Below are 20,881 nucleotides of genomic sequence, written 5' to 3' on the forward strand. Positions count from 1 at the left end.
ACGAAACCATGATCTACGAACTGCGTATCTATGATTGCCTGCCGGGCAGGCTGCCGGCATTGCTCAAGCGCTTTTCCGATCAAACGCTGGCCATCCGGGAGAGGCATGGCATCCGCCAGGCCGGTTTTTTCACCACGGCGATCGGCGAAAACAGCAATCGCCTCACCTATTTCCTAGCATGGGAATCGGTGGCCGAGCGTGAGGCGAAATGGGCGGCTTTCGTCACCGATCCGGCATGGCACAGGGCCCGGGACGAGTCTGAGCGCGACGGGCAGATCATTGCCAATATCAGCAGCCAACTGCTCACGCCGACAGCTTTCTCGTCTGTGAACTAGGACTGCGCCATGAAGATCACCGACCTGCGTTGCGCCGTCATCGGCCAGCACCCTATCGTGCGCATCGTGACCGACGAAGGCCTCTACGGCCTTGGCGAAGTCGAGTTCACCAAGACCTACCTCAAACCCTTTGTGCTGCATTTCCGCGAAGCGCTGATCGGCGAGGACCCGACCGACGTCGAGCGGGCGATGCTGAAGATCCGTCAGCGCGGCTCCTTCAAACCCTATGGCGCGGCGGTGAGCGCCATTGAGCATGCGTTGTGGGACATTGCCGGCAAGGCCGCCGGCGTTCCGGTCTATAAGCTGCTTGGCGGCAAGGTGCGCGACAAGGTGCGCGTCTACAACGGCTCGATCCGCCGCAAGCGCACCGGCGACCGGCCGGAGGACTACGCTGCCGACGTCAAATGGATGATGGAGCAGCCGCAGAACTTCTTCATGATCAAGCAGGGAATCTCGTTCCACTCCAATATGAAGGACACCATCGAGGGCTTCCATTACGGCGTGACGCAGAAGAAGGCCGGCTATCACGGCGCCATGGATCAGGGCGTTATCAGCGAGCGCGGTTTCAATCACATGCTCGACTGCGTGATCGCGATGAAGGAAGTGCTGGGCGATAAGGTGAGCCTGGCGCTCGACTGCGGCCCGGGCTGGATGTTGCCCGATGCGATCAAATTCGCCCGCGCGGTCGAGAAGTACAATTTGATGTGGCTGGAGGACATGCTGACCGGCGATTATGTGCCGTGGGTCAATCCGCAGGCTTATCGGGAGCTGACCGCCTCCACCTCGACGCCGATCCATACCGGCGAGCAGATCTATCTGCGGCACAATTTCAAGGAGCTGATCGAGACGCAGGCGGTGCGCGTCATCGGCCCGGATCCGGCCGATATAGGCGGCATCGCCGAGCTCAAATGGGTGGCCGAGCACGCCTACATGCATTCCATCCTGATGGCGCCGCACGGCACCGCCAACGGCCTGCTCGGTCTTGGCGCGTTGATCAATGTCTGCGCCACCTTGCCCGCCAACTACATCGCCTTCGAATATCCGAGCGCCTCCGATCCCTGGTGGGAAGACATCGTCATCGGCCTGCCGTCGCAGATCGTGAAGGACAGCATGGTGGACCTGCTCGAAGCGCCGGGACTGGGGCTCGATATCGACGCCGAGGCAGCCAGGAAATATCTCAGGGAAGAGGATGCGGGTTTCTTCGACTGAGCGTAGAAGCTTCGGCGCAGGGGAATGTCGGGAGAAGAGGGGATGGTGCCAGACGCGGAATCCAAGTCAGAGAAATCTGGCTGTCATTTCAAATGGTTAAGACTCGCGCAAAAGCAGTGCTAACCAACAAAAAATACCAACAAAATATTTCTGTGGATTGGTTTGGTTCCCGAATATTACTCGCAGGTCCCAACTCGGCGCAGCTGGACCGCTGCCGGTCGCCATTAAGGCAGTCCGACTTTGTCAAGCGCATGGCGCAAGTTGACCGAAGTGACCTCCTGCTGACAAAGTCTTGAACGTCTGCTTAGCGCCTAATGTCGGCCGTAGTCTTGAGCTCTATCGTTGACCCAAAGCTGTCGTTCGCCAGATTCTGGCCAAGCCTCATTGCCCAATTCCCTCAGGCAACTAACTGCTCAGAGTTTCAGGCTCACCGCTCCAGGCAGATCGCCACGCCCTGGCCGCCGCCGATGCAGAGCGAGGCGAGGCCCTTCCGCGCGTCGCGGCGGATCATTTCGTGGAGCAGCGTCACCACGATGCGGCAGCCGGAGCCGGCCAGCGGATGGCCAAGCGCGATGGCGCCGCCGCTCATGTTGATGATGTCCTCGTTCCAGCCCATCTCGCGGTTGACCGCGATGGCTTGCGCGGCGAACGCTTCGTTGACCTCCATCACGTCGAGATCGGACGCGTGCCATCCGGTCTTGTCGAGCGCGCGGCGCGAGGCCGCCACCGGTCCGAGGCCCATGTCCATAGGCTCGACCCCGGCTGAAGCGTAGGAGGCGATGCGGGCGAGGGGCGTCAGGCCGAGTTTCTTCATCCGCGCCTCCGACATCACCAGCACCGCCGCCGCCCCGTCGTTGAGGCCTGACGAGTTGCCGGCCGTGATCGTGCCAGCCGCATCGAAGACCGGCCTCAGCCGGCCGAGGACTTCCATGGTGGTGGAGGGATTGGGATGTTCGTCACGGTCGATGACGAGATCGCCCTGCCTTGTCCTTATCGAGATCGGGACGATCTCTTCGTCGAACCGGCCAGTCTGGATGGCGGCGTCCGCCTTCTCCTGTGAGCGCAGCGCGAACCTGTCCTGTTCCTCGCGGGTGATCTGGTAACGCTGCGCCAGCGCCTCGGCCGTTACGCCCATATGCACCTGATGGAAGGCATCCCACAGCCCGTCGGTGATCATCGAATCCTTGAGGGTACGGTCGCCCATGCGGATGCCGCCGCGCATATCGGAAATGAAGTGCGGTGCCGAGGTCATCGAGTCCTGTCCGCCGGCGATCACGCAATCGGCGTCGCCGCAGCGAATGGCCTGGGCGGCGAGATGGATCGACTTCTGGCCGGCGCCGCACACTTTGTTGACGGTCATGGCGGGGATACTGACCGGAAGGCCAGCCTTGAGCGCGGCCTGCCGCGCCGGGTTCTGCCCGGCGCCGCCGGTCAGCACCTGGCCCATGATCACCTCGCTGACGGCATCGGGCGCGAGCTGAGTATCGGCAAGCATTGCCTGGATAAGCTGCCCGCCCAGCTCCGCCGCGGACAGGCTGGCGAACGCGCCGTTCAGCTTGCCGATGGGCGTGCGCTTGGCGGCAACGACATAAACCGCATCCATTTCCGATCCTCCGCACGCGCGACCCACACAGGCGGGATCGCCGCTTGACATTCTGGTTATAACCAATAATCATGAAATGCATCGGCAGGCAAGGTCGCGGCATCGAGCGATCTGCGTTGCGGGAGGAAATCCATGTCATCCGTGCTTTGGACGCCGGCGCCGGCCGCGTTCCAATCATCCAACCTTGCGCGCTTTTCGACCGCCAACGGCTTCGACCCGCGCGACTACGATACGCTGCATCGCTGGTCGATCGGCGATCCCGGGGCCTTCTGGCGGGCGGTGTGGGATTTCGCCGAGGTCGTCGGCGATCCAGGCGCGATCTCCTTCCTGCGCGACGACAATGCGCCGATGACCGGGAGCCGCTTCCTGCCGGAAGCAAAGCTTAATCTTGCGGAAAACCTGTTGCGTGGCGACGGCGAGAGGGTCGCGGTGATCGAGGCCGACGAGGGCGGCCATTTCCAGGCGATCACGCTCGCTGAATTGCGCCGGCTTGTAGCTCGAACGGCCGACGGCCTGCGCGCGGCCGGTATCGGCAAGGGCGATTGTGTCGGCGGTATCTTGCCCAATAGGGTCGAAGGGCTCGTGGCGCTTTTGGCGACGCTCTCCATCGGCGCCGTCTGGTCGTCCTGTTCGCCGGATTTCGGCGCCGCCGCGATCGTCGACCGCCTCGGCCAGATCGGCGTCAAGGCGCTGTTCGCCGCGCCCCGCTACCGCTATGCGGGCAAGGAGCACGACATTTCCGGCAGGCTGGGCGAGATCGTCGCCGCGATGCCGACAGTGACGATGCTGGTGCTGACCGGCGAAGCGGCCGCCAAGCCGGATTGCGCGGCGGCTAGCGTTGCGTTTGACAAATTCGGCGGCGAAAGGCCACTCACCTTCGAACGCGTGCCCTTCGACCATCCTGCCTATGTGCTTTACACCTCCGGCACGACAGGCGCACCGAAGGCGATCGTCCATCGGGCCGGCGGCGTGCTGCTCCAGCATCTGAAGGAGCACCTGCTGCACGGCGATGTTCGCCCCGGCGACGTCATGAGTTGGTACACGAACACCGCCTGGATGATGTATCACTGGCTGATCTCCGGCCTTGCCTGCGGTGCGACAGTGGTTCTCTATGACGGCGCGCCGATCCTGAAATCGGCCGATGGCCTCGACCCCAGTCCGCTATGGACGATGGCCGAGCGTGCCCGCGTCACGCATTTCGGCACCAGCCCGAAATATCTGGCGACGCTTGCCGCCGAAAATTACGCGCCCGGGCGCCTGCACGACGTTTCGCCGCTGCGCTCGCTGCTGTCGGCCGGCGCGCCCGTCTCGCCCGGGCAATTCGACTGGGTCTACGAGCATGTGAAGCGCGACATGATCTTTGCCTCCATTTCCGGCGGCACCGAGATCATCGGCTGCTTCCTGCTGGGATCGCCGATCCATCCTGTGCGGCGCGGCGAGCTGACGGTGAAAGGCCTTGGCCTCGCCGTGGCCGTCATGGACGAGCGCAACGCGCCGGTGATCGGCCGCCAGGGCGATCTCGTCTGCACCGAGCCCTTCCCGTCGATGCCGCTGACCTTCTGGGGCAAGGACGGCGACGAGCGTTATCACGCCACCTATTTCGCCACGCGCCACGAGATCTGGACGCATGGCGACGTGGCTGAGATGACCGCTTACGGCTCCGGCGTCATCCACGGCCGCTCGGACACGACGCTGAAGCCCGGCGGCGTGCGCATCGGCACGGCGGAAATCTATGCCGCCTGCGAAAACTTTGCCGAGATCGAGGATTGCCTGGTCTTTGGCGCGCCGGTCGAAGGCGACGAGGAGATCGTGCTCTGCGTCAAGCTCAATGATGGCTATGCGTTGACCCCAGAGCTTGCCGCGCAAATCCGCGGCGCGATTCGCGAAGGGGCCTCGCCGCGCCATGTGCCGCATCGCATCCATGCGGTGCAGGCCGTGCCCTATACGCTGAACGGAAAACGCGTCGAGGGCGCCGCCCGCACCACGCTCGAGGGCAAGCCGGTCAAGAACATGGCTTCGCTCGCCAATCCGGCATGCCTAGAGGAATACCGCACGCTCGACCGGAGCAAGGCGGCATGAGCCGGCCGAAGGGAGCGATCGTCGGCATCGGCGAGTTGAAGCCGCAGCGCCTGACCAGCGGCGTGAGGACGCTGGAGATGATCGCCGAGGTCTCGCGCCTGGCGGTGCTCGACGCCGGGCTCGATCCGGCGGCAATTGACGGGCTGCTGGTCGGTCCCCAGGTCGGCGAGACGCCGCAGCATGTGCCGGCGACGATTGCCGAATATCTGGGTCTCGCGCCGACCATGGCCAATGTCGTGGACCTCGGCGGCGCATCCGGCGCCGGCATGGTCTGGCGCGCGGCCGCCGCGATCGAGGCAGGCATGTGCGAGACGGTGCTGTGCGTGCTCGCCAACAACCGCGAGGAGACGCCGCCTCGTTCTCCCAACCGCAATCCGATCCGCGAGTTCGACGTGCCTTTCGGCGCCTCGGGCGCCAACATCTCCTATGCGCTGCTGATGCAGGCGCATATGGCCGCATACGGCTCGACCGCGCGGGACTTCGCCCTGATCGCCGCGGCCGCGCGCGCCAATGCGCAGCTCAATCCCGACGCCATCTTCTTCGGCAAGCCGGCCGATGTGGAGGCGGTGCTGGCCTCGCCGATAATCGCTTCGCCGCTGCACCTCCTCGAAATCGTCATGCCGGTCGCCGGCGGCGAAGCGGTCGTCGTCACCTCGGTCGAACGCGCGCGGTCGTTGCGAAAGCCGCCCGTGCATCTGCTCGGCGCCGGCGAGAAAGTCACGCACCGCGCGGTCAGCCAGGCGCCGAGTCTTACCTCCGGTCCGTTGAAGAGCGCCATGGCGCGGGCCTTCCAACAGTCCGGCACGCGGGCCGATGAGATGGACCTTCTGTCGCTCTATGATTGCTATACGATCCTGGTCGCCACCACGATCGAGGATGCCGGCCTCTGCGCGCCGGGCCAGTTCGGCGCGTGGCTCAACGACCACGACCTTTCCCACAAGGGCGACAAGCCGCTCAACACGCATGGCGGCCAGCTCGGCTTCGGCCAGCCGGACCTTGCCGGCGGTATGACTCATGTCGTCGAGGCGGTACGCCAGCTGCGCGGCGAGGCGGGCGAACGCCAGATCGGCAAGGCCGGGCTCGCGCTGGTCACCGGCAATGGCGCGACGATGAGCGAAGCGACAGCGCTCGTGCTGGGAGCCGCCTGATGTCCGTCGATCTCAATACGCTGAAAACCCCTGGCCCGACGATCACCGCGCTGACCAAGCCGTTCTGGGATGCCGCCGCCGAAGGCCGGCTGACCATCCAGCACTGCGAGGACTGCGGCAAGGCTATCTTCTATCCGCGCCCGATCTGCCCGCATTGCTGGAACAAGCGCCTGGTCTGGAAAGACGCATCGGGCAGAGGGCGGCTCAAGTCTTTTTCGGAGGTGCACAAGCCCGGCCATGCCGGCTGGCTGCCTGTGGCACCTTATGTGGTCGGCCTTATCGAATTGGTCGAAGGCCCGACGATGCTGAGTTTCATCCTGGCCGGCACACGGCCGCTACAGATTGGGGACATGCTTCGGCTTGCGCCGACAGCCATCGGCGGTCGCGTCCTGCCGGCCTTCAAACCAGTCGAACCCGGAGCAGAGGAGAAGCCGCAATGAGCACCGAGACGAAAGACGGTTGGGTGGGTGTCGTGAAGGGTCGCCCGCAGGTCGGGGCCTTCGCCGAGCGCACGCGCCGCACAAGGATGAGCGACATCGAGGCCTTCACCGACATCACCGGCGATCGTAACCCGCTGCATTACGACCGAACGCTGGCCGAGAAGTCGGTGTTCGGCAAGCTGATTGTCCCGGGCGGCGTCACCTCGGGTATCCTCAACGCGCTGGTCGCGGAGGATCTGCCTGGCCCCGGAACCGTGTTCCTCGAAGTGGCCTGGAAGTTCGTCAAGGCGGTCGGCGTTGACGAGGAGATCACCGGACGCGTGGAGGTCAAGGAAGTGCGGTCCGATAAGCCTATCTGCAAGATCGAGACTAGCGTGCGCAACGGCCAGGGCGAACTTTGCCTCACCGGCACAGCCACGGTCTTCACCGTACCGCTGCAAGGCGCATGAGCACGGCCGGCGGGGTTGGCACGGCGGCCGACAGCGAGCGCTGGCGCGTGCTGTCGCTGCTTTGCCTCGCAGTCGTCCTGTCGCTGACCACCTGGTTCTCGGCCACCGCGATACTTCCCGAACTGAGGCAGGAGCTGGCGTTGGGCGCGGGCGCCGAGGCCTGGCTGACCAATGGCGTCCAGGTTGGCTTCGTTCTAGGCGCGCTGGCGGCGAGTCTGGTCAATCTTCCCGACCTCGTACGGCTGAGTCACCTGATGGCGGCGGCGGCGCTCGTCGCCGCTTTGGCCAACGCGACGCTGCTCTTCCATCCCGGACCTGGCGGCATGATCGTCGCGCGCATCGTCACCGGTGTTGCGCTCGCAGGCGTCTATCCGCCGGCGCTGAAGCTGGTCGCCACCTGGTTCACCCGCGAAAGGGGACTGGCGCTCGGCGCCGTCATCGGCGCGCTGACTGTCGGCTCGGCGCTGCCGCATCTTTTCCGCGCTGTCTCGACCGCGCTCGACTGGCGTCCGGTGGTTGCCGGGGCAAGCTTGGCCACTGCGGCGGGCGCGCTGCTCTTCCTGCTGTTCGCGAAGGAAGGACCCCATCCCTTCGGCAAGGCTATCTTTGAGCCCTCGCGCATCGGCCAGGTCTTTCGCGAAAAGCCGCTGCTGTTAGTCAATCTCGGCTATCTCGGCCATATGTGGGAGCTGTACGCCATGTGGGCGTGGCTGCTCGCCTACACGCGCGCCGCCTTCGAAGCACAGGCGATCGGAACGGCGGCCGCTGCCTCGCTCTCGACCTTCCTCGTCGTCGCCTCCGGCATTCTGGGGTGTTTGCTCGGAGGCTATCTGTCGGACCGCGTCGGCCGCACCGCCACCACCGCCGGCATGATGATCGTCTCGGGAAGCTGCGCGCTGCTGATGGGTTTTCTGTTCACCGGCCCGCTCTGGCTGTTCATGCTGGTGGCCATTGTCTGGGGCGTGTCAGTGATCGGCGATTCGGCGCAATTCTCCGCCGCCGTCACCGAGCTTGCCGACCGCCGCTTCGTCGGCACGGCACTATCGGTGCAACTCGGCGCCGGTTTTGCGCTGACGGTGTTCGCCATCTGGCTGACCCCACGCTTCGCCTACTTCATTGGCGGCTGGCGCTGGGCCTTCCTGCTGCTGGTTCCCGGACCGCTTCTGGGGGCGGCCGCCATGCTATGGTTGCGAAACTTGCCGGAGAGCGTGAAAATGGCCGGCGGCCTCCGCTAGCGAGGCGCTGCCGCTTATCTGAGTCGCGGCAAATGAATTGCGGCAGGATCGGATGGAACAAGCTACCAGAACGCGCGGGCGTCCTCGTTACGATCAGGAAGACGCCGAGGCGGCCGAGGCCTTCCGCTCGATCGGCTCGAAAGTGCAGCTCAACCGCGACGAGGCCGCACCGCTCTGGGTGCAGTTGCGCAACCAGGTCGAGGAAGCGATCAACACCGGCCTGCTTGCCGCCAATTCACGCATTCCCTCGGAACAGGCGCTTTGCGATTTCTTCGGCGTCTCGCGCCCTGTGGTGCGCGCCGCGATCGGCTCGCTGTCCAACGAAGGCCGCATCATCAAGATGCCGCGCAAGGGCATGTTCGTCGCGGCACCCCGCGAGCATGTCGACTTCATGACCGCCAATCTCGGTGTCTTCGACGATTTGACCGCCAAGGGCCACAAGGTCTCGACCCGCACGCTGGAGATCTACCGCTGCCCGCCGAGCGACAAGGAGTCGAAGGTCTTCGGCATTCCCGCCAATGGCAGCGTGGTCCGCATCAGCCGCGTCTATATGACCGACGGCACGCCTATCACCATGACGCGCATCAGCCTGCCGGGGCACCGGGTGCCGGGTCTGGAGAACATCCTGTCGGAAAACCAGTCCATCTTCGGCACTATCCGCGCCGTGTTCGGCCTGACGGTGAAGCGCGCCGACCGCTGGCTGCGCGCCGCGCTCCCCACCAAGGAAGAGGCCGACGAAATGGGCGTCGCCGCCAACACGCCGCTGATCGAGATCGAGTCAATCGCCTATGACGCGGACGGTGCCGCGCTCGAATATTACGAGGCCTTTTATAATTCCTCCGTCGCCCGCATCCATATGGCGGTCGAGCAGCCGTCAGCGACGGTGAACGGCGTCGATCGCACCTGACTTGCCAGCCACCAAAAAAAGAATCTGTTTTCTGGTTATAACCAGATTGACGGGTGGAAAAAGCTTCTGTAACGTCCCTGTCATGGGGTCGGGAGGAGCCTGACCCCGGAGGCATTATCAGGATCGGCTGGCTTGCGGCGCCGCTTCGGCGGCGAGGGCAGTGTTTTGCCCGCGCTCAAGCTCGTCCTGATGGAGGACGTGCATGGATTACCGGTCGCAATTCGACCTAACGAGCGAGGTCGCCGTCGTCACCGGCGGCGCCAGCGGGATCGGTCTCGAGGCCGCCGGGGCGCTGGGGACTTGCGGCGCGCGTATCGTGCTTCTCGACATGAATGCGGACGGGCTGAAAGCTGCTGTCGAGGCGCTCAAGGCGGCTGGCGTCGCGAGCGTCGATGGCCGCGTGCTCGACGTCACGGATCCGCAAGCCGTGGAGGCGATGGCCGCTCAGATCGTCGCGGACTTCGGCAAGGTCGATGTCCTGGTCAACAGCGCCGGCATCGCACGCCTCAACACCGCGCTTGACACGCCGGACGAGGAATGGCGCCTGGTGATGGATGTCAACGTCAACGGCGTCTACTGGGCCTCGCGCGCCTTCGGCCGCTCGATGGTCGCCCGCAAGAAGGGCTCGATCGTCAATCTGGGCTCGATGTCGGGCCTGATCATCAACCGTCCGCAGACGGCGCCGTCCTACATGGTGAGCAAGGGCGCCGTGCATATGATGACCAAGGCGCTCGCGGTCGAATGGGCAAAGTCAGGCGTGCGCGTCAACGCGCTGGCGCCGGGCTATGTCGGCACCGAGATGACACTGAAGATGCGCGAGCGTCCCGAACTCTTCAACACCTGGATCGACATGACGCCGATGGGGCGCTTGGGCACGCCGCAAGAGATCGCCTCGGCGATCCTGTTCCTGGCGTCGCCCGCGTCGAGCTACGTCACGGGCGCGATCCTGTCGATCGATGGCGGCTACACGGCCTGGTAATTGGCCTCGCAAGGATTGGAATACCGCATGACCCTTTCGGACCTCGAGGCGCGCCGGGCCATCATCGATGCCTGCATCGAGATGAACGCGCTGGGGATCAACCAGGGCACGTCAGGCAACATCAGCCGGCGCCATGGCGAGGGCATGCTGATCTCGCCGACCAGCACGCCCTATGACACGCTGCAGCCGGAAGACATCGTCTTCATGGGCTGGGACGGCGAGGTCGACGGACGCCTGCCACCGTCCAGCGAATGGCGCTTCCATCTCGACATCATGAAGGCCAGGCCCGAGGTCAACGCCGTCGTTCACGCGCATCCGACCTACTGCACGACCATCGCCATCATGGGCCGGAAGATACCGGCGATCCATTACATGGTCGCGGTTGCCGGCGGCAGCGACATACGCTGCGCGCCCTACGCCACCTTCGGCACGGCGGAGCTTTCAGCGCATGCGGTGGAGGCGCTGCGCGACCGCAAGGCCTGCCTGCTTGCCCAGCACGGCATGATCGCCGTCGGATCGAGCCTCGCCCAGGCGATGTGGCTGGCGGTCGAGGTCGAGACGCTGGCGCGCCAGTATCACGGCGCCCTGCAGATCGGCGAGCCGCCGATCCTGTCCGACGAGGAGATCGAAAACGTCATCAAGCGCATGGCGAGCTACGGCCTGCGCGACAATGACGCCGCTGCTTGAGGGGCAGCAATTTCACAGTTTCGCATATCCTCCGGGAAGGCCCGGAGCGATCAACAAGGGAGGAATGAAAATGACCAGATCCATGAAAGGCCTCGTCAAGGCGCTCGCTTTTGGGTTAGCGGCGGCTTGCAGCGTTGCCGCCGTCTCCAGCGCGAGTGCCGAGGAGCTGTCGCTCAAGGGCAAGCGCATCGGTGTCTCCGCCATCGGCACGGACCACTATTGGGACCTGATGGCGTTCCGCGGCATCCAGGACCGCGTCAAGGAACTCGGCGGTGAAGTCATCGCGCTCGATGCCGGCCGCAAGGACCAGCAGCAGATCGCGCAGCTGCAGACGCTGATCGCCCAGAAGCCCGACGCCATCATCGAGCAGCTCGGCAACCTCGAAGTGCTGAACCCCTGGCTGCAGAAGATCCGCGACGCCGGCATTCCGCTGTTCACGGTCGACACCGCGACGCCGCACGCCATCAACAACACCACGTCGAACAACTACAATATCGGCGCCGAGATCGCGCTGCAGATGGTCGCCGACATGGGCGGCAAGGGCAATGTGCTGGTCTTCAACGGCTTCTACAGCGTGCCAGTCTGCAAGATCCGCTACGACCAGCTGAAATACGTGCTGACCTCGTTCCCGGATGTGAAGATCATCGAGCCGGAACTGCGCGACGTCATCCCGAACACGGTGCAGAGCGCCTATTCCAATGTCACCGACATGCTGACCAAGTCGCCCGAGAAGGGGTCGATCGGCGCGGTTTGGGCGTGCTGGGACGTGCCGCAGATCGGCGCCACGCAGGCGGTCGAAGCCGCCGGCCGCAACGAGGTCAAGACCTACGGAATCGACGGCAGCCCGGAAGTCATCAAGATGGTGATGGACCCGAAGTCGTCGGCCGGCGCGGTCGCGGCTCAGCAGCCCTATGAGATCGGCAAGACCTCGGTCGACAACGCCGCCAAATATCTGGCCGGCCAAAAGGTGCCGCCGTTCACTTTCGTGCCTTCGGTGCTGATCAACAAGGAAAACGCCGCCGAAAAAGGAAAGCCGTTCCTCGACGCCGCCGAGAAGGCTGGCGTTCAATAGGACGGAACGGAACGACGGGCAGCCGCGCCTATGCGGCCGCCCGTCACAGCCAACCAGGATTGACGGCCATGCAGACAGCAACAAGAGAAATTGCTGTATCGATGACGGGCATATCGAAACGGTTCGGTCCGGTGCGCGCGCTGGAAAACGCGAACCTCGAGATCGCGCGCGGCTCGATCCTCGGCCTTGTCGGCCAGAACGGCGCCGGCAAGTCGACCATTATCAAGGTGCTGGCCGGCATCATCAAGCCGGACAGCGGCACGATCGTCATCAATGGCGAGGTCATTACCTCGCTGACACCAGCGTCGGTCGAAAAGCTCGGCGTGCACTTCATCCATCAGGACAGGCTTCTGGTGCCGACCGCGACCGTCGGCGAAGCCGTCTTCCTCGGCCACGAAATCGGCCTCGGTCCATTCGTCAGCCGCCGTGCCATGGAGCGCCGCGCCGCCGATCTGTTGAAGCGCTTCTTCGGCATGGAACTGCCGGCCGGAACCCTCGTCAAGGACCTCACCACGGCGCAGCAGAAGGTGGTGCAGATCACCCGGGCGCTGGCGCAGAAGGCGTCGGTGCTGGTGCTCGACGAGCCGACGGCGGCGCTCGTAAAGCGCGAGGTCGACAGCCTGTTCGACGTGCTGCGCCGGCTGCGCGACGACGGCATCGCCGTGGTCTTCATTTCCCACTACATGCAGGAGATCGAAAAACTCTGCGACCGCGTCACCGTGATGCGCAACGGCACCGATGTCGGCACAGTCGATCCGCGCCAGACGCCGATCGACGAGATCATCGCGATGATGATTGCCCGTGATGTCGGCGAGATGTTCCCGAAGCGCTCGGTCACTTTAGGCGCGCCGGTGCTGGAGGTTTCCAACCTCCGCCTCGGCGGCAGTTTCGAGAACATCGGCTTCAATGTGCGCGCCGGCGAGATCGTCGGCCTCACCGGGCTGCTCGGCTCCGGCGCCAAGGAGATCGTCCAGTGCCTGTTCGGCCTCAAGACTGCCGATGGCGGCCAAGTCAAGGTCGAGGGCAGGGAGCTGTCGCTGTCCACGCCGGTCAAGGCCGTGCGCGATGGCATCGCCATGCTGCCGGAAGATCGCCGTGCGCATGGCGTGGCGCTTGGTCTGTCCGTGTGCGAGAACATCTCCTTGGCCAGCCTGCGCCGCTATTCGCGCAGCGGCATGGTCAGCCGTGGCGCTGAGAACCAGGCGGTGGACGGCCTGATCAAGGAACTGTCGATCAAGACACCGCATCGCGACGCGCTGGTGCGCGAGCTCTCCGGCGGCAACCAGCAGAAGGTGGCGATCGCCAAATGGCTGAGCTGCCAGTCGCGCGTCTACGTGCTGGATGAGCCGACGGTCGCCGTCGATGTCGGCGCCAAGGTCGAGATCTACAACCTGCTGAACCGGCTGGCGGGCGAGGGCGCGGCGATCCTGCTTTTGTCCTCCGACCTGCTCGAGCTGGTCGGCGTCTGCGACCGTGTCCTGGTCGTCTATCGCGGCCGGCTTGCCAGCAGCTTCTCCGGTCCCGCGATGAACAGCGACGCGCTGCTGGCGGCTTCGTCCGGCGCGCGCTCGAACACCGATGGGGTAGCCGCATGAGCGCGACTGTTCTCCACACCGAAGTCGGCGTTTCCGACGAGAAGCAGACCGCCGCAAAGAGCGCCGGCCGGCGCTTTGGCGCGCTCGTCGTGCGGCTCGGCGCGATCGCCGCCTTCGCCGCGATCATGGCCTATTTCGTCATCTTCGCGCCGGGCTTCACCTCGACCTTCAACCTGATCAACGTCGTCGAGCAGTCGGCGATTCTAGGTGTGCTCGCCTATGGCATGACGGCCGTCATCATCGGCGGCGGTTCCGATGTCACTGAAGGCGGCATAGATCTGTCGATCGCCGCCAATATGGGGCTCTGCGCCGCCGTCTACGCGACGCTCTTGTCGATGGGCTATGGCGATTTCCTTTCCGTGCTCGCGGCCATCGCCGTCGGCATGGCGGTCGGCGCGTTGAACGCCCTTGCCGTGGTCGGCCTCGGCATCCTGCCGTTGCTCGCAACGCTTGCCGTGCTCAACGTCGCAGCCGGCATGGAACTCACGCTCACCCAGAACACGGTGGTCGGCGCATCCTCCCCGCTGCTCGGCGTGCTGGTTTCGGGCAGCTTCCTCGGCGTCTCCGCGCTTGCCTGGGCGCTGATCGTCTTCTCCGCGATCATGATCGTGCTCGTTCACGGTACTTCTTTCGGTCTCAGGCTCTACGCTGTCGGCGGCCATCCCGAGGCGGCGCGCGCGGCCGGCATCAGCGTGCCCTTCTATGTCTCCTTCATCTATGTTCTAAGCGGCCTCTGCGCGGCGGTGGCGGCGATCCTCACCGTCTCGCGCCTGTCGGCCAGCACGCCCGGTTCCGGCGAGTTGCTTCTGTCGGTGCTGGCGGCGGCCTTGCTTGGCACCGTCTTTTCGCGCCGCTTCGTGCCGACCATGGGCGGCACGCTGCTCAGCGTGCTGTTCATCGGCCTGCTCGCGAACGGTTTCCAGCTGCTCAACGTCTCCAGCTACTGGGTCAACGGCGTGCAGGGCGCGCTGATCCTGCTGGTGGTGGCCATCACATCCTTTGCCCGCGGTTCGGAGGGTTCGCGATGAGCGTCTCAGCCAACGACAATTCAGCCAAGGTGAGTGTGCGCGGCTTCCTCGCCAAATACAGCGTGCTCATCGCCTTCGCGGTTATCGTCATATTATTCGCCGTGGCGAGCCCGACCTTCCTGACGCCGGCCAACCTCTTCAACGTGCTGGTCAACAACGTCGTCATGCTGGCGATCGTCGCGCTGGGTCTCACCATCGTCATCTCGTCGGGTGGCATTGATCTGTCGGTCGGCGTCTCGGTCGACATGGCAAGCATGATCTTCGTCATGCTTCTGGCCGCCGGTTACAGCGGCGTAGTCGGCGTAGCGGGCGGGCTCGGCGCCGCGCTGATCGTCGGCGTGCTGAATGCGATCCTCATCACCAGGCTCAACATCAGCCCGTTCCTGGCGACGCTGGGCGTGCTCTTCATCGGCCAGAGCACGCAGCAGCTCGCCACCAGCGGCGGCCAGCCGATCTATCTCACAAGTGGTTATGCAGCAGACCAGTTCAACGCCATCGCCCGCACCGCCTTGTTCGGGATACCGACCCCGGTCCTCGTTCTGATCGTCCTCGTCATCGCGGTCCATGTCCTGCTGCATCGCTCAGTCTTCGGCCGTTACGTGCAGGCGATGGGCGCGCAGCCGGGCGTGGCCTGGTATTCCGGCATCCGCGTGCCGCGAGAATTGTCGATGGTGCATGTGCTGTGCGCGCTGCTCGCCGGCGTCACCGGCATATTGCTGTCGTCGACGGTGAAGTCGTACGTGCCGCTCTCCGGCAACGCGTTCCTGCTCGATGCGATCGGCGCCACCTTCATCGGTACGACGCTGAGCCGCGAGCGCAAGCCCTCGGTCATCGGCACGCTGCTCGGCGTGCTGCTGCTCGCCATCGTCAAGAACGGGCTGCTGCTCGTCGGCTGGAATTTCTACTGGCAGCAGGTCGGCATCGGCGTGCTCGTCTTCCTGGTGCTGGCCGCGAGCTTCGGCCTGCGCCGCGCCGCTCATTGAACTCGAAAGGTTAAGTCAACCATGCCACAATTCGACGTCAGCTCGATCGGCTTCTACGTCCTCGACATCCTCGGACGGCCGGTCTCGCATATCCCCGAAGGGGGCCGCGCCGACTATATCGAGGAGATCCGTATGACGGTCGCCGGCACGGCGGGCGCGACGGGCATGGACTGCGCCATTCTCGGCCTGAAGACGCGCGCCGTCACCACGCTCGGCACCGACGATATGGGCGACTGGTTCCTCGCCAAGCTCAAGAAATACGGTCTAGAGACGAGCCTTGTCCGCCGCGACGGCAGCGTCCAGACGTCTTCCACCATCCTGCCCGTGCGGCCGAACGGCGAGCGGCCGGCTCTGCATGTGCCCGGCACCGCGACCCTGTTCGAGGTCGCCGATGCCGATCTCGACGCGGCGCTCGACGCGAGCGTCGTCCATGTCGGCGGCACCGGCCTCCTGAAGCGCTTCGACGGCGAGCCGACCGTCAAGCTTTTGAAGCGCGCCAAGAAGCTTGGCCGCGTCACTACCTTCGATCTGATCCAAGCGACGCCGGAGACCTGGAAGCTGGTCGAGCCGTGCCTTCCTTACATCGACTATTTCGTGCCCAGCATCGACGAAGCCGGCGAGATGGCGCATGACCGCGATCCGGCCCGCGTCGCCGCCTTCTTCAAGGCGAGGGGCGTCAAGAACTGCATCCTCACGCTCGGCGCCCACGGTGTGCATGTCTCGCCCGAGCATGGCGAGGATTTCCATCTGCCCGCCTTCGAGGTCGACGTGTTCGACACCACGGGCTGCGGCGATTCCTTCACCGCCGGCATCATCGTCGGCATCGTCAAGGGCTGGGACCTGAGGCAGTCCGCACGCTTTGCCAGCGCCGTCGCCGCCAAGGTGGCGATGGGGCTCGGCTCCGACGGCAAACTCGTTTCGTTCGACGACACGATCGCGGCGATGAACTCGCTCCCGGTCAAGACATCAAAGGTGGAAGCAGCATGACCATTCTCCCCGAAGCCAAGGGCAAGACGGCTCTCGTCACCGGCGCCAGCCGCGGCATCGGCAGGGCGCTCGCCAAGGGGCTCGCCGAAGCGGGCTTCGATGTCGCCATCACCGATCTGCCGTCGCAGGCGGCGGAGCTCGACCTGACCAAGGGCGAGATCGAGGCGGCCGGCCGCAAAGCGTATGTCTACACGATGGACGTCAGCAAGAAGAAGGACATCGAGGCGGCCGCGCAGGCCCTGCTCAAGGCTGCGGGCAGCATCGACGTTCTGGTCAACAATGCCGGTATCCTGAAGCCAAGTCTACTGCAGGATCTCGACGAGGCCAATTGGAATGCGCATTTCGACGTCAATGCCAAGGGCGTGCTGATGATGTGCCAGGCGGTGCTGCCGCATATGCGCGCCAGGAAGTCGGGCAGGGTGATCAACATCGCCTCGATCGCCGGCCGGCAGGGCGTGCCGACGCAGGGCCACTACGCCGCGACCAAGGCGGTGGTGATCACGCTCACCCGCGTGCTGGCGCAGGAGGTCGGCATGGACGGCGTCACCGTCAACGCCATCTGCCCCGGCATCATCCTGACCGAGATGGGCAAGAACAATCTGGGCAGCGAAGCGGCGATCCGCCATTGGGAGGAGGTCGCGGCGCTGAAGCGCCTCGGCGCGCCGGAAGACATCGTCGGACCGGTGCTGTTCTTCGCCTCGGATCTCTCGGCCTTCGTCACCGGCCAGGCGCTCAACGTCGACGGCGGCATCTACTACCACTGAACACTCGCTCGGTGGCCGCGCGATCGCCAAGCCCACTTCTTGGCGCAGAGCCGCCGTTTACCCATGGAATGCTTGAGTCGGATTCGGCTCAGAACGGCTGGTTCAGCGGAAAGCTTGAGGAAGTGTCGAGGGCGTTCAAAGAGGGGAGGGATCGTCTTAGCGTAGGGTTGAATTGCGCATGGAACAGCTTCAAATCACTCTCCATCTTGGTCTTTGGGTTCGTCAGACCATACGAGAGAGTACGAGGGAAAAGGTTGGCGGGCCAGCCGCTAACGTATTGATTTTCCCGTTTGTTCTCACGCCCTCCGAGCCTACCACACTATGCCTACATCTACTGTTCTCGCTGAATTTTTGAGAGTCGATTCATATTATGGATTCGAACCCTCTCGTTTGAAGGAGCTCGAAGTGTCTTTTGGCATTTCGAAGGGGCGTCGCATTCGGTGAAATCGGCGTGCTTATGGAGTCTAACGTTGAGCTACCATAGCCCATTTAGACAATTAACGTTGCCTCTCAACTGAAACGGCTGGCGCGGAAGGCCGCGAGCATTGGGTGCGGGTTGCCTGAGACAATCTCACGGGCAAGCAACTCTCCGACAATCAGTCCAAGCGTGGCGCCACTGTGGCTGAAGGCAACGTGGAGACCAGGGACGGTCTCGAGCTCTCCAAGCACCGGCTCGCCGTCAAGGCATCGGCGCCGCGCCGCGCCGCTCGAGCGCGGTCTTGCGGATGATTTCCGCGATCTCCGGGCTGCTGCCGCATAGCATCTGGAAATCCGACGAGTGCAGCGATAGCAGTGAGACCGCCGTTGCGGCGCTGACGGTCGCCATACGCGGTTCGCCGCTGATCAGCGCCATCTCACCGAAGAAGGCGCCAGGGCCAAGCTCCACCGGATTCGGCGTTGCGACGCTGACGCGCCCCTCCACGACGAAGAACATCTGGTCACCGCTCTCGCCATTGCGGCAGATCACGGCGCCCGCCGGCACGGTGCGAGGTCTTAACGCGCGCACGATCTCGACCAGCACGGCCGGTCCGAGCTTCTGAAACAACGGCACGGCGGCGACCAATTGCCAATTACGGACAAAGTCCCCGCGACGGACTTCTTGATAGAAGCCGGTGGCAAGAATGCCTGCCCAGAGGGCGAAGATGCCGATGCCACTCATCATGACAGCCCCAGCAAGGACACGGCCAGCGAAGCTTTGCGGAATAGCGTCGCCATAGCCGGTGGTGGACAGCGTGACCACCGCCCACCACATTGCCTGGGGGATGCTGCCGAACTTTTCCGGTTGGATATCGCGCTCGATGACATAGCCCGCGAGAGCGACACCGAACAGAACGACGCCGAAGAGCGTGGTAACGCCGATCAGGTTGCGCGCTTCGTTGGCCAGCACCCTGCCCAGCACCGGGAAGAAAGTCGAGTCGCGCAGCGGTTTCAGGAGCCAGACAGCACAGTAGAGGCTCCGGTCGGGCGTGCCAACGAGCAGAAATGCGGCGAGTGGAACCAAGACCGCGAGCACATCGATGGCGATTGCCGGCGTCCTGTCCCTAGCGTCTACCGCCTGGCGCTTGAGCAGCGTCGCGGCCATTTGCAGGAGATAGGCGCCCCAAATAACAGCGAGCACCACAGCCAGAGCCAGCCTGCTTCGTCCGGACATGTCCGGTATCGTGAGCCCAGCCACCGCCAGAAGCCCAGGCGCAGCCAGCAGCGCGTTGAGCGGCGCGTAAATTCTTACAAAAGGCAGTACCGACATTTCTATGCCCGCGAGTGGCTGCTGCCCTCCAAAATAGGATGCCTTCGAGGCAAGCGTAAAGGTGCCTAGAGCCGCCACATTCGCACGCGACCTGTGCCACGCAATTCCGTTTCCCCGAGCGGCTCGCAAGCAAATTCCGGCCCAAGCAATTGATGAGTCGCATCCGAAATACGGATTTCATCGGGCTCTGCGGCTTTTTGAATGCGCGCGGCGAGATTGACGGTGTCGCCCCACAGGTCATAGACGAACCGCCTTTTGCCGATGACGCCCGCGACGATTGGCCCTGAGTGAATTCCAATTCTAAGGCTTAGCGGTTCTCCTGCGAAGCGCTCGCACCTGGCCGCCTCCCGCAGCTCGAGCGCATAATGTGCAAGGGCGTGCGCGTGATCTGGTCGCGCGACGGGCAGGCCAGCGACCGCCATGACGCAATCGCCGATGGTCTTGATCTTTTCGCAGCCATGCTGTTCCGAGAGCAGATCCGCAGCCCTGAAGAAGTAATTCAAGATAGCGAGCGTCGTCGTGGCTCCGACGCTCCGCGCTCTTTCCGTAAAACCGACGATGTCGGCAAAGAGCACACTGACCTCCGCGTGGTTGTCTGCAATTTGCTCGTCCGCCTTCAGCCGCTCCGCGATCGAGGCCGGAAGAATGTTAAGGAGCAGGGATTCGGCGCGCCGGTACTCGCGCGACAAACCCTCCTGGCTCTCCCTCAATGCCTCATTCGTCGATTGCAGCTTCGCATTGAGTTGACGCTCCCTCTCCTGCAGAAGCGTCATTTCGTATGCCTTCTGCTGAAGCCGCTGCTGGTGGTCGCGTTCGGGCGTGGCGTCGAGAAAGACCAGCCACACCGAGTCGCCATCGCCAAAGAAGTGAAGGTCCGCGACATGCCCGCCGGGCAGTTCCATCATGGGCATATGGAATGGAAGCTCGGGGCAAGGCAGCAGCCCTTCCATGAATTCAAGCTGCTGGGCAACGGGCTCGCCGAGGCGAAGCGACGAGAGCCCGTAAAAGTCGAGATTGCCGCCCTTGGCTTCTATGCATTGCCGGGTATCGATCATCAGATAAGCTGCGAAGCGCTCATTCGAGAAGAAGTCGTATATCCAGCTTCTGACTTCTTTCGGCAAACTGGACATGGTCTAGTTGGCGACCATCGAAGCAAGCTGACGAAACGCATCGTCGACATGTTCGCCCGAAAGCGCGCTCGTCAGATAGATCTGCCATCCACGTTGCTTGAGTTCGTCGATCTCGCCCTCCGGTATCGCCCACCGATCAGTCAGGTCGGACTTGTTGAACAGCAATATGAACGGCATGGCGCCGAATTCGGCCTCGCACCGTTCGCGCAGCGTGAGCGCCACCGCAAGAGTGGCTGGCCGGGTTCCATCGGCGACCAGCACGAGCCCGGTCGCGCCTCGCACATAGCTGACGCGGAACGAGCCGATATCGTCTTCGCCGGCCAGATCCCACAAGATCAGGTCCACTGTCTTGTCCGGAAACGCGACGCTCTTCTTGTCGATCTTGACGCCGACCGTGGTCAGGTAGTTTTCCGAGAAGATGCTTTGGACGAACCTGCGCACCAAGCTGGTCTTGCCGACGGCGAACCCGCCCAACATGCAGATCTTTTTTTGCAGCATCCTGGG

The 20,881-nt window shown here is 63.9% G+C and carries 20 protein-coding genes and 1 pseudogene; 16 read left to right on the plus strand and 5 right to left on the minus strand.

Annotated elements, in window-relative coordinates:
• Positions 1 to 8: 8 nt before the first annotated feature.
• Together LB523_RS22330 and LB523_RS22335 are read left to right on the plus strand one after the other, a co-directional pair.
• Positions 9 to 335, plus strand: coding sequence for an NIPSNAP family protein (locus LB523_RS22330; protein WP_224607029.1), 327 nt, complete (start codon positions 9 to 11; stop codon positions 333 to 335).
• A 9-nt stretch (positions 336 to 344) separates the two neighbouring features.
• A complete protein-coding gene (locus LB523_RS22335; protein WP_224607032.1) occupies positions 345 to 1,544 on the plus strand; it encodes a mandelate racemase/muconate lactonizing enzyme family protein in 1,200 nt (399 codons plus the stop codon).
• Between the two features lie 427 nt (positions 1,545 to 1,971).
• Here the strand turns inward: LB523_RS22335 and LB523_RS22340 are convergent, their stop codons facing one another.
• The gene (locus tag LB523_RS22340) at positions 1,972 to 3,147 is read right to left on the minus strand and encodes an acetyl-CoA C-acetyltransferase (RefSeq protein ID WP_224607035.1); all 1,176 of its coding nucleotides are present in this window, start codon (positions 3,145 to 3,147) and stop codon (positions 1,972 to 1,974) included.
• Positions 3,148 to 3,279: 132 nt separating this feature from the next.
• On the opposite strand from LB523_RS22340, the gene LB523_RS22345 reads away from it, so the two are divergent.
• The 14 genes from LB523_RS22345 (at position 3,280) to LB523_RS22410 (ending at position 17,500) form a co-directional block, all read left to right on the plus strand.
• Positions 3,280 to 5,226 (plus strand): acetoacetate--CoA ligase, encoded by a 1,947-nt coding sequence (locus tag LB523_RS22345; protein WP_224607038.1) that lies wholly within the window; start codon positions 3,280 to 3,282, stop codon positions 5,224 to 5,226.
• Entirely contained in the window at positions 5,223 to 6,374 is a 1,152-nt protein-coding gene (locus LB523_RS22350) for a thiolase family protein (RefSeq protein WP_140844158.1), read from the plus strand. Before LB523_RS22345 ends, LB523_RS22350 begins: the two co-directional genes overlap by 4 nt.
• Positions 6,374 to 6,814, plus strand: coding sequence for a Zn-ribbon domain-containing OB-fold protein (locus tag LB523_RS22355; RefSeq protein ID WP_140844159.1), 441 nt, complete (start codon positions 6,374 to 6,376; stop codon positions 6,812 to 6,814). The genes LB523_RS22350 and LB523_RS22355 overlap by 1 nt, the downstream gene beginning before the upstream one ends.
• Positions 6,811 to 7,263 (plus strand): MaoC family dehydratase, encoded by a 453-nt coding sequence (locus LB523_RS22360; RefSeq protein ID WP_224607043.1) that lies wholly within the window; start codon positions 6,811 to 6,813, stop codon positions 7,261 to 7,263. Before LB523_RS22355 ends, LB523_RS22360 begins: the two co-directional genes overlap by 4 nt.
• On the plus strand, positions 7,260 to 8,498 hold the full coding sequence (locus tag LB523_RS22365) for an MFS transporter (RefSeq protein ID WP_224607046.1): 1,239 nt from the start codon (positions 7,260 to 7,262) through the stop codon (positions 8,496 to 8,498). Before LB523_RS22360 ends, LB523_RS22365 begins: the two co-directional genes overlap by 4 nt.
• A 52-nt stretch (positions 8,499 to 8,550) precedes the next feature.
• Positions 8,551 to 9,405: a GntR family transcriptional regulator gene (locus LB523_RS22370; protein WP_095765791.1), complete on the plus strand. Its 855-nt coding sequence runs from the start codon at positions 8,551 to 8,553 to the stop codon at positions 9,403 to 9,405.
• A gap of 202 nt (positions 9,406 to 9,607) precedes the next feature.
• Entirely contained in the window at positions 9,608 to 10,384 is a 777-nt protein-coding gene (locus LB523_RS22375; RefSeq protein WP_224545046.1) for an SDR family NAD(P)-dependent oxidoreductase, read from the plus strand.
• Between the two features lie 27 nt (positions 10,385 to 10,411).
• Positions 10,412 to 11,071, plus strand: coding sequence for an L-fuculose-phosphate aldolase (locus LB523_RS22380; protein ID WP_095765789.1), 660 nt, complete (start codon positions 10,412 to 10,414; stop codon positions 11,069 to 11,071).
• A 70-nt stretch (positions 11,072 to 11,141) separates the two neighbouring features.
• Positions 11,142 to 12,143, plus strand: coding sequence for a sugar ABC transporter substrate-binding protein (locus LB523_RS22385; RefSeq protein WP_224607049.1), 1,002 nt, complete (start codon positions 11,142 to 11,144; stop codon positions 12,141 to 12,143).
• A 101-nt stretch (positions 12,144 to 12,244) separates the two neighbouring features.
• On the plus strand, positions 12,245 to 13,738 hold the full coding sequence (locus LB523_RS22390) for a sugar ABC transporter ATP-binding protein (RefSeq protein WP_224607051.1): 1,494 nt from the start codon (positions 12,245 to 12,247) through the stop codon (positions 13,736 to 13,738).
• Positions 13,735 to 14,766 (plus strand): ABC transporter permease, encoded by a 1,032-nt coding sequence (locus LB523_RS22395; RefSeq protein WP_224607055.1) that lies wholly within the window; start codon positions 13,735 to 13,737, stop codon positions 14,764 to 14,766. The genes LB523_RS22390 and LB523_RS22395 overlap by 4 nt, the downstream gene beginning before the upstream one ends.
• Positions 14,763 to 15,749 (plus strand): ABC transporter permease, encoded by a 987-nt coding sequence (locus LB523_RS22400; protein WP_224523636.1) that lies wholly within the window; start codon positions 14,763 to 14,765, stop codon positions 15,747 to 15,749. The genes LB523_RS22395 and LB523_RS22400 overlap by 4 nt, the downstream gene beginning before the upstream one ends.
• A gap of 21 nt (positions 15,750 to 15,770) precedes the next feature.
• Positions 15,771 to 16,736 carry a carbohydrate kinase family protein gene (locus tag LB523_RS22405; protein WP_224523639.1) on the plus strand — a complete coding sequence of 322 codons (966 nt, stop codon included), beginning with the start codon at positions 15,771 to 15,773 and terminating at the stop codon, positions 16,734 to 16,736.
• Entirely contained in the window at positions 16,733 to 17,500 is a 768-nt protein-coding gene (locus LB523_RS22410; RefSeq protein ID WP_140844173.1) for an SDR family NAD(P)-dependent oxidoreductase, read from the plus strand. The genes LB523_RS22405 and LB523_RS22410 overlap by 4 nt, the downstream gene beginning before the upstream one ends.
• A 510-nt stretch (positions 17,501 to 18,010) precedes the next feature.
• Here LB523_RS22410 and LB523_RS22415 read toward each other — a convergent pair.
• The 4 genes and pseudogenes from LB523_RS22415 to LB523_RS22430 all read right to left on the minus strand — a co-directional run.
• Positions 18,011 to 18,181: pseudogene (locus LB523_RS22415) on the minus strand (D-amino-acid oxidase); the annotation flags it as partial.
• On the minus strand, positions 18,180 to 19,247 hold the full coding sequence (locus LB523_RS22420; RefSeq protein ID WP_224607058.1) for a cyclic nucleotide-gated potassium channel: 1,068 nt from the start codon (positions 19,245 to 19,247) through the stop codon (positions 18,180 to 18,182). The pseudogene LB523_RS22415 and the gene LB523_RS22420, both read right to left, overlap by 2 nt.
• A gap of 65 nt (positions 19,248 to 19,312) precedes the next feature.
• Positions 19,313 to 20,377 (minus strand): adenylate/guanylate cyclase domain-containing protein, encoded by a 1,065-nt coding sequence (locus LB523_RS22425; protein WP_224545054.1) that lies wholly within the window; start codon positions 20,375 to 20,377, stop codon positions 19,313 to 19,315.
• A 3-nt stretch (positions 20,378 to 20,380) separates the two neighbouring features.
• Entirely contained in the window at positions 20,381 to 20,875 is a 495-nt protein-coding gene (locus LB523_RS22430; RefSeq protein ID WP_224603339.1) for a Rab family GTPase, read from the minus strand.
• Positions 20,876 to 20,881 lie beyond the last annotated feature (6 nt).

The sequence above is a fragment of the Mesorhizobium sp. ESP-6-4 genome (assembly GCF_020164735.1).
In the GTDB taxonomy this organism is placed as follows: domain Bacteria; phylum Pseudomonadota; class Alphaproteobacteria; order Rhizobiales; family Rhizobiaceae; genus Mesorhizobium.

What these genes read in the sequence shown, in the direction of transcription:
- LB523_RS22330 (WP_224607029.1), top strand. Translation starts at nt 9, where the DNA reads ATGATCTACGAACTGCGTATCTATGATTGCCTGCCGGGCAGGCTGCCG.
- LB523_RS22335 (WP_224607032.1), top strand. Translation starts at nt 345, where the DNA reads ATGAAGATCACCGACCTGCGTTGCGCCGTCATCGGCCAGCACCCTATC.
- LB523_RS22340 (WP_224607035.1), bottom strand. Translation starts at nt 3,147, where the DNA reads ATGGATGCGGTTTATGTCGTTGCCGCCAAGCGCACGCCCATCGGCAAG.
- LB523_RS22345 (WP_224607038.1), top strand. Translation starts at nt 3,280, where the DNA reads ATGTCATCCGTGCTTTGGACGCCGGCGCCGGCCGCGTTCCAATCATCC.
- LB523_RS22350 (WP_140844158.1), top strand. Translation starts at nt 5,223, where the DNA reads ATGAGCCGGCCGAAGGGAGCGATCGTCGGCATCGGCGAGTTGAAGCCG.
- LB523_RS22355 (WP_140844159.1), top strand. Translation starts at nt 6,374, where the DNA reads ATGTCCGTCGATCTCAATACGCTGAAAACCCCTGGCCCGACGATCACC.
- LB523_RS22360 (WP_224607043.1), top strand. Translation starts at nt 6,811, where the DNA reads ATGAGCACCGAGACGAAAGACGGTTGGGTGGGTGTCGTGAAGGGTCGC.
- LB523_RS22365 (WP_224607046.1), top strand. Translation starts at nt 7,260, where the DNA reads ATGAGCACGGCCGGCGGGGTTGGCACGGCGGCCGACAGCGAGCGCTGG.
- LB523_RS22370 (WP_095765791.1), top strand. Translation starts at nt 8,551, where the DNA reads ATGGAACAAGCTACCAGAACGCGCGGGCGTCCTCGTTACGATCAGGAA.
- LB523_RS22375 (WP_224545046.1), top strand. Translation starts at nt 9,608, where the DNA reads ATGGATTACCGGTCGCAATTCGACCTAACGAGCGAGGTCGCCGTCGTC.
- LB523_RS22380 (WP_095765789.1), top strand. Translation starts at nt 10,412, where the DNA reads ATGACCCTTTCGGACCTCGAGGCGCGCCGGGCCATCATCGATGCCTGC.
- LB523_RS22385 (WP_224607049.1), top strand. Translation starts at nt 11,142, where the DNA reads ATGACCAGATCCATGAAAGGCCTCGTCAAGGCGCTCGCTTTTGGGTTA.
- LB523_RS22390 (WP_224607051.1), top strand. Translation starts at nt 12,245, where the DNA reads ATGACGGGCATATCGAAACGGTTCGGTCCGGTGCGCGCGCTGGAAAAC.
- LB523_RS22395 (WP_224607055.1), top strand. Translation starts at nt 13,735, where the DNA reads ATGAGCGCGACTGTTCTCCACACCGAAGTCGGCGTTTCCGACGAGAAG.
- LB523_RS22400 (WP_224523636.1), top strand. Translation starts at nt 14,763, where the DNA reads ATGAGCGTCTCAGCCAACGACAATTCAGCCAAGGTGAGTGTGCGCGGC.
- LB523_RS22405 (WP_224523639.1), top strand. Translation starts at nt 15,771, where the DNA reads ATGCCACAATTCGACGTCAGCTCGATCGGCTTCTACGTCCTCGACATC.
- LB523_RS22410 (WP_140844173.1), top strand. Translation starts at nt 16,733, where the DNA reads ATGACCATTCTCCCCGAAGCCAAGGGCAAGACGGCTCTCGTCACCGGC.
- LB523_RS22420 (WP_224607058.1), bottom strand. Translation starts at nt 19,247, where the DNA reads ATGTCGGTACTGCCTTTTGTAAGAATTTACGCGCCGCTCAACGCGCTG.
- LB523_RS22425 (WP_224545054.1), bottom strand. Translation starts at nt 20,377, where the DNA reads ATGTCCAGTTTGCCGAAAGAAGTCAGAAGCTGGATATACGACTTCTTC.
- LB523_RS22430 (WP_224603339.1), bottom strand. Translation starts at nt 20,875, where the DNA reads ATGCTGCAAAAAAAGATCTGCATGTTGGGCGGGTTCGCCGTCGGCAAG.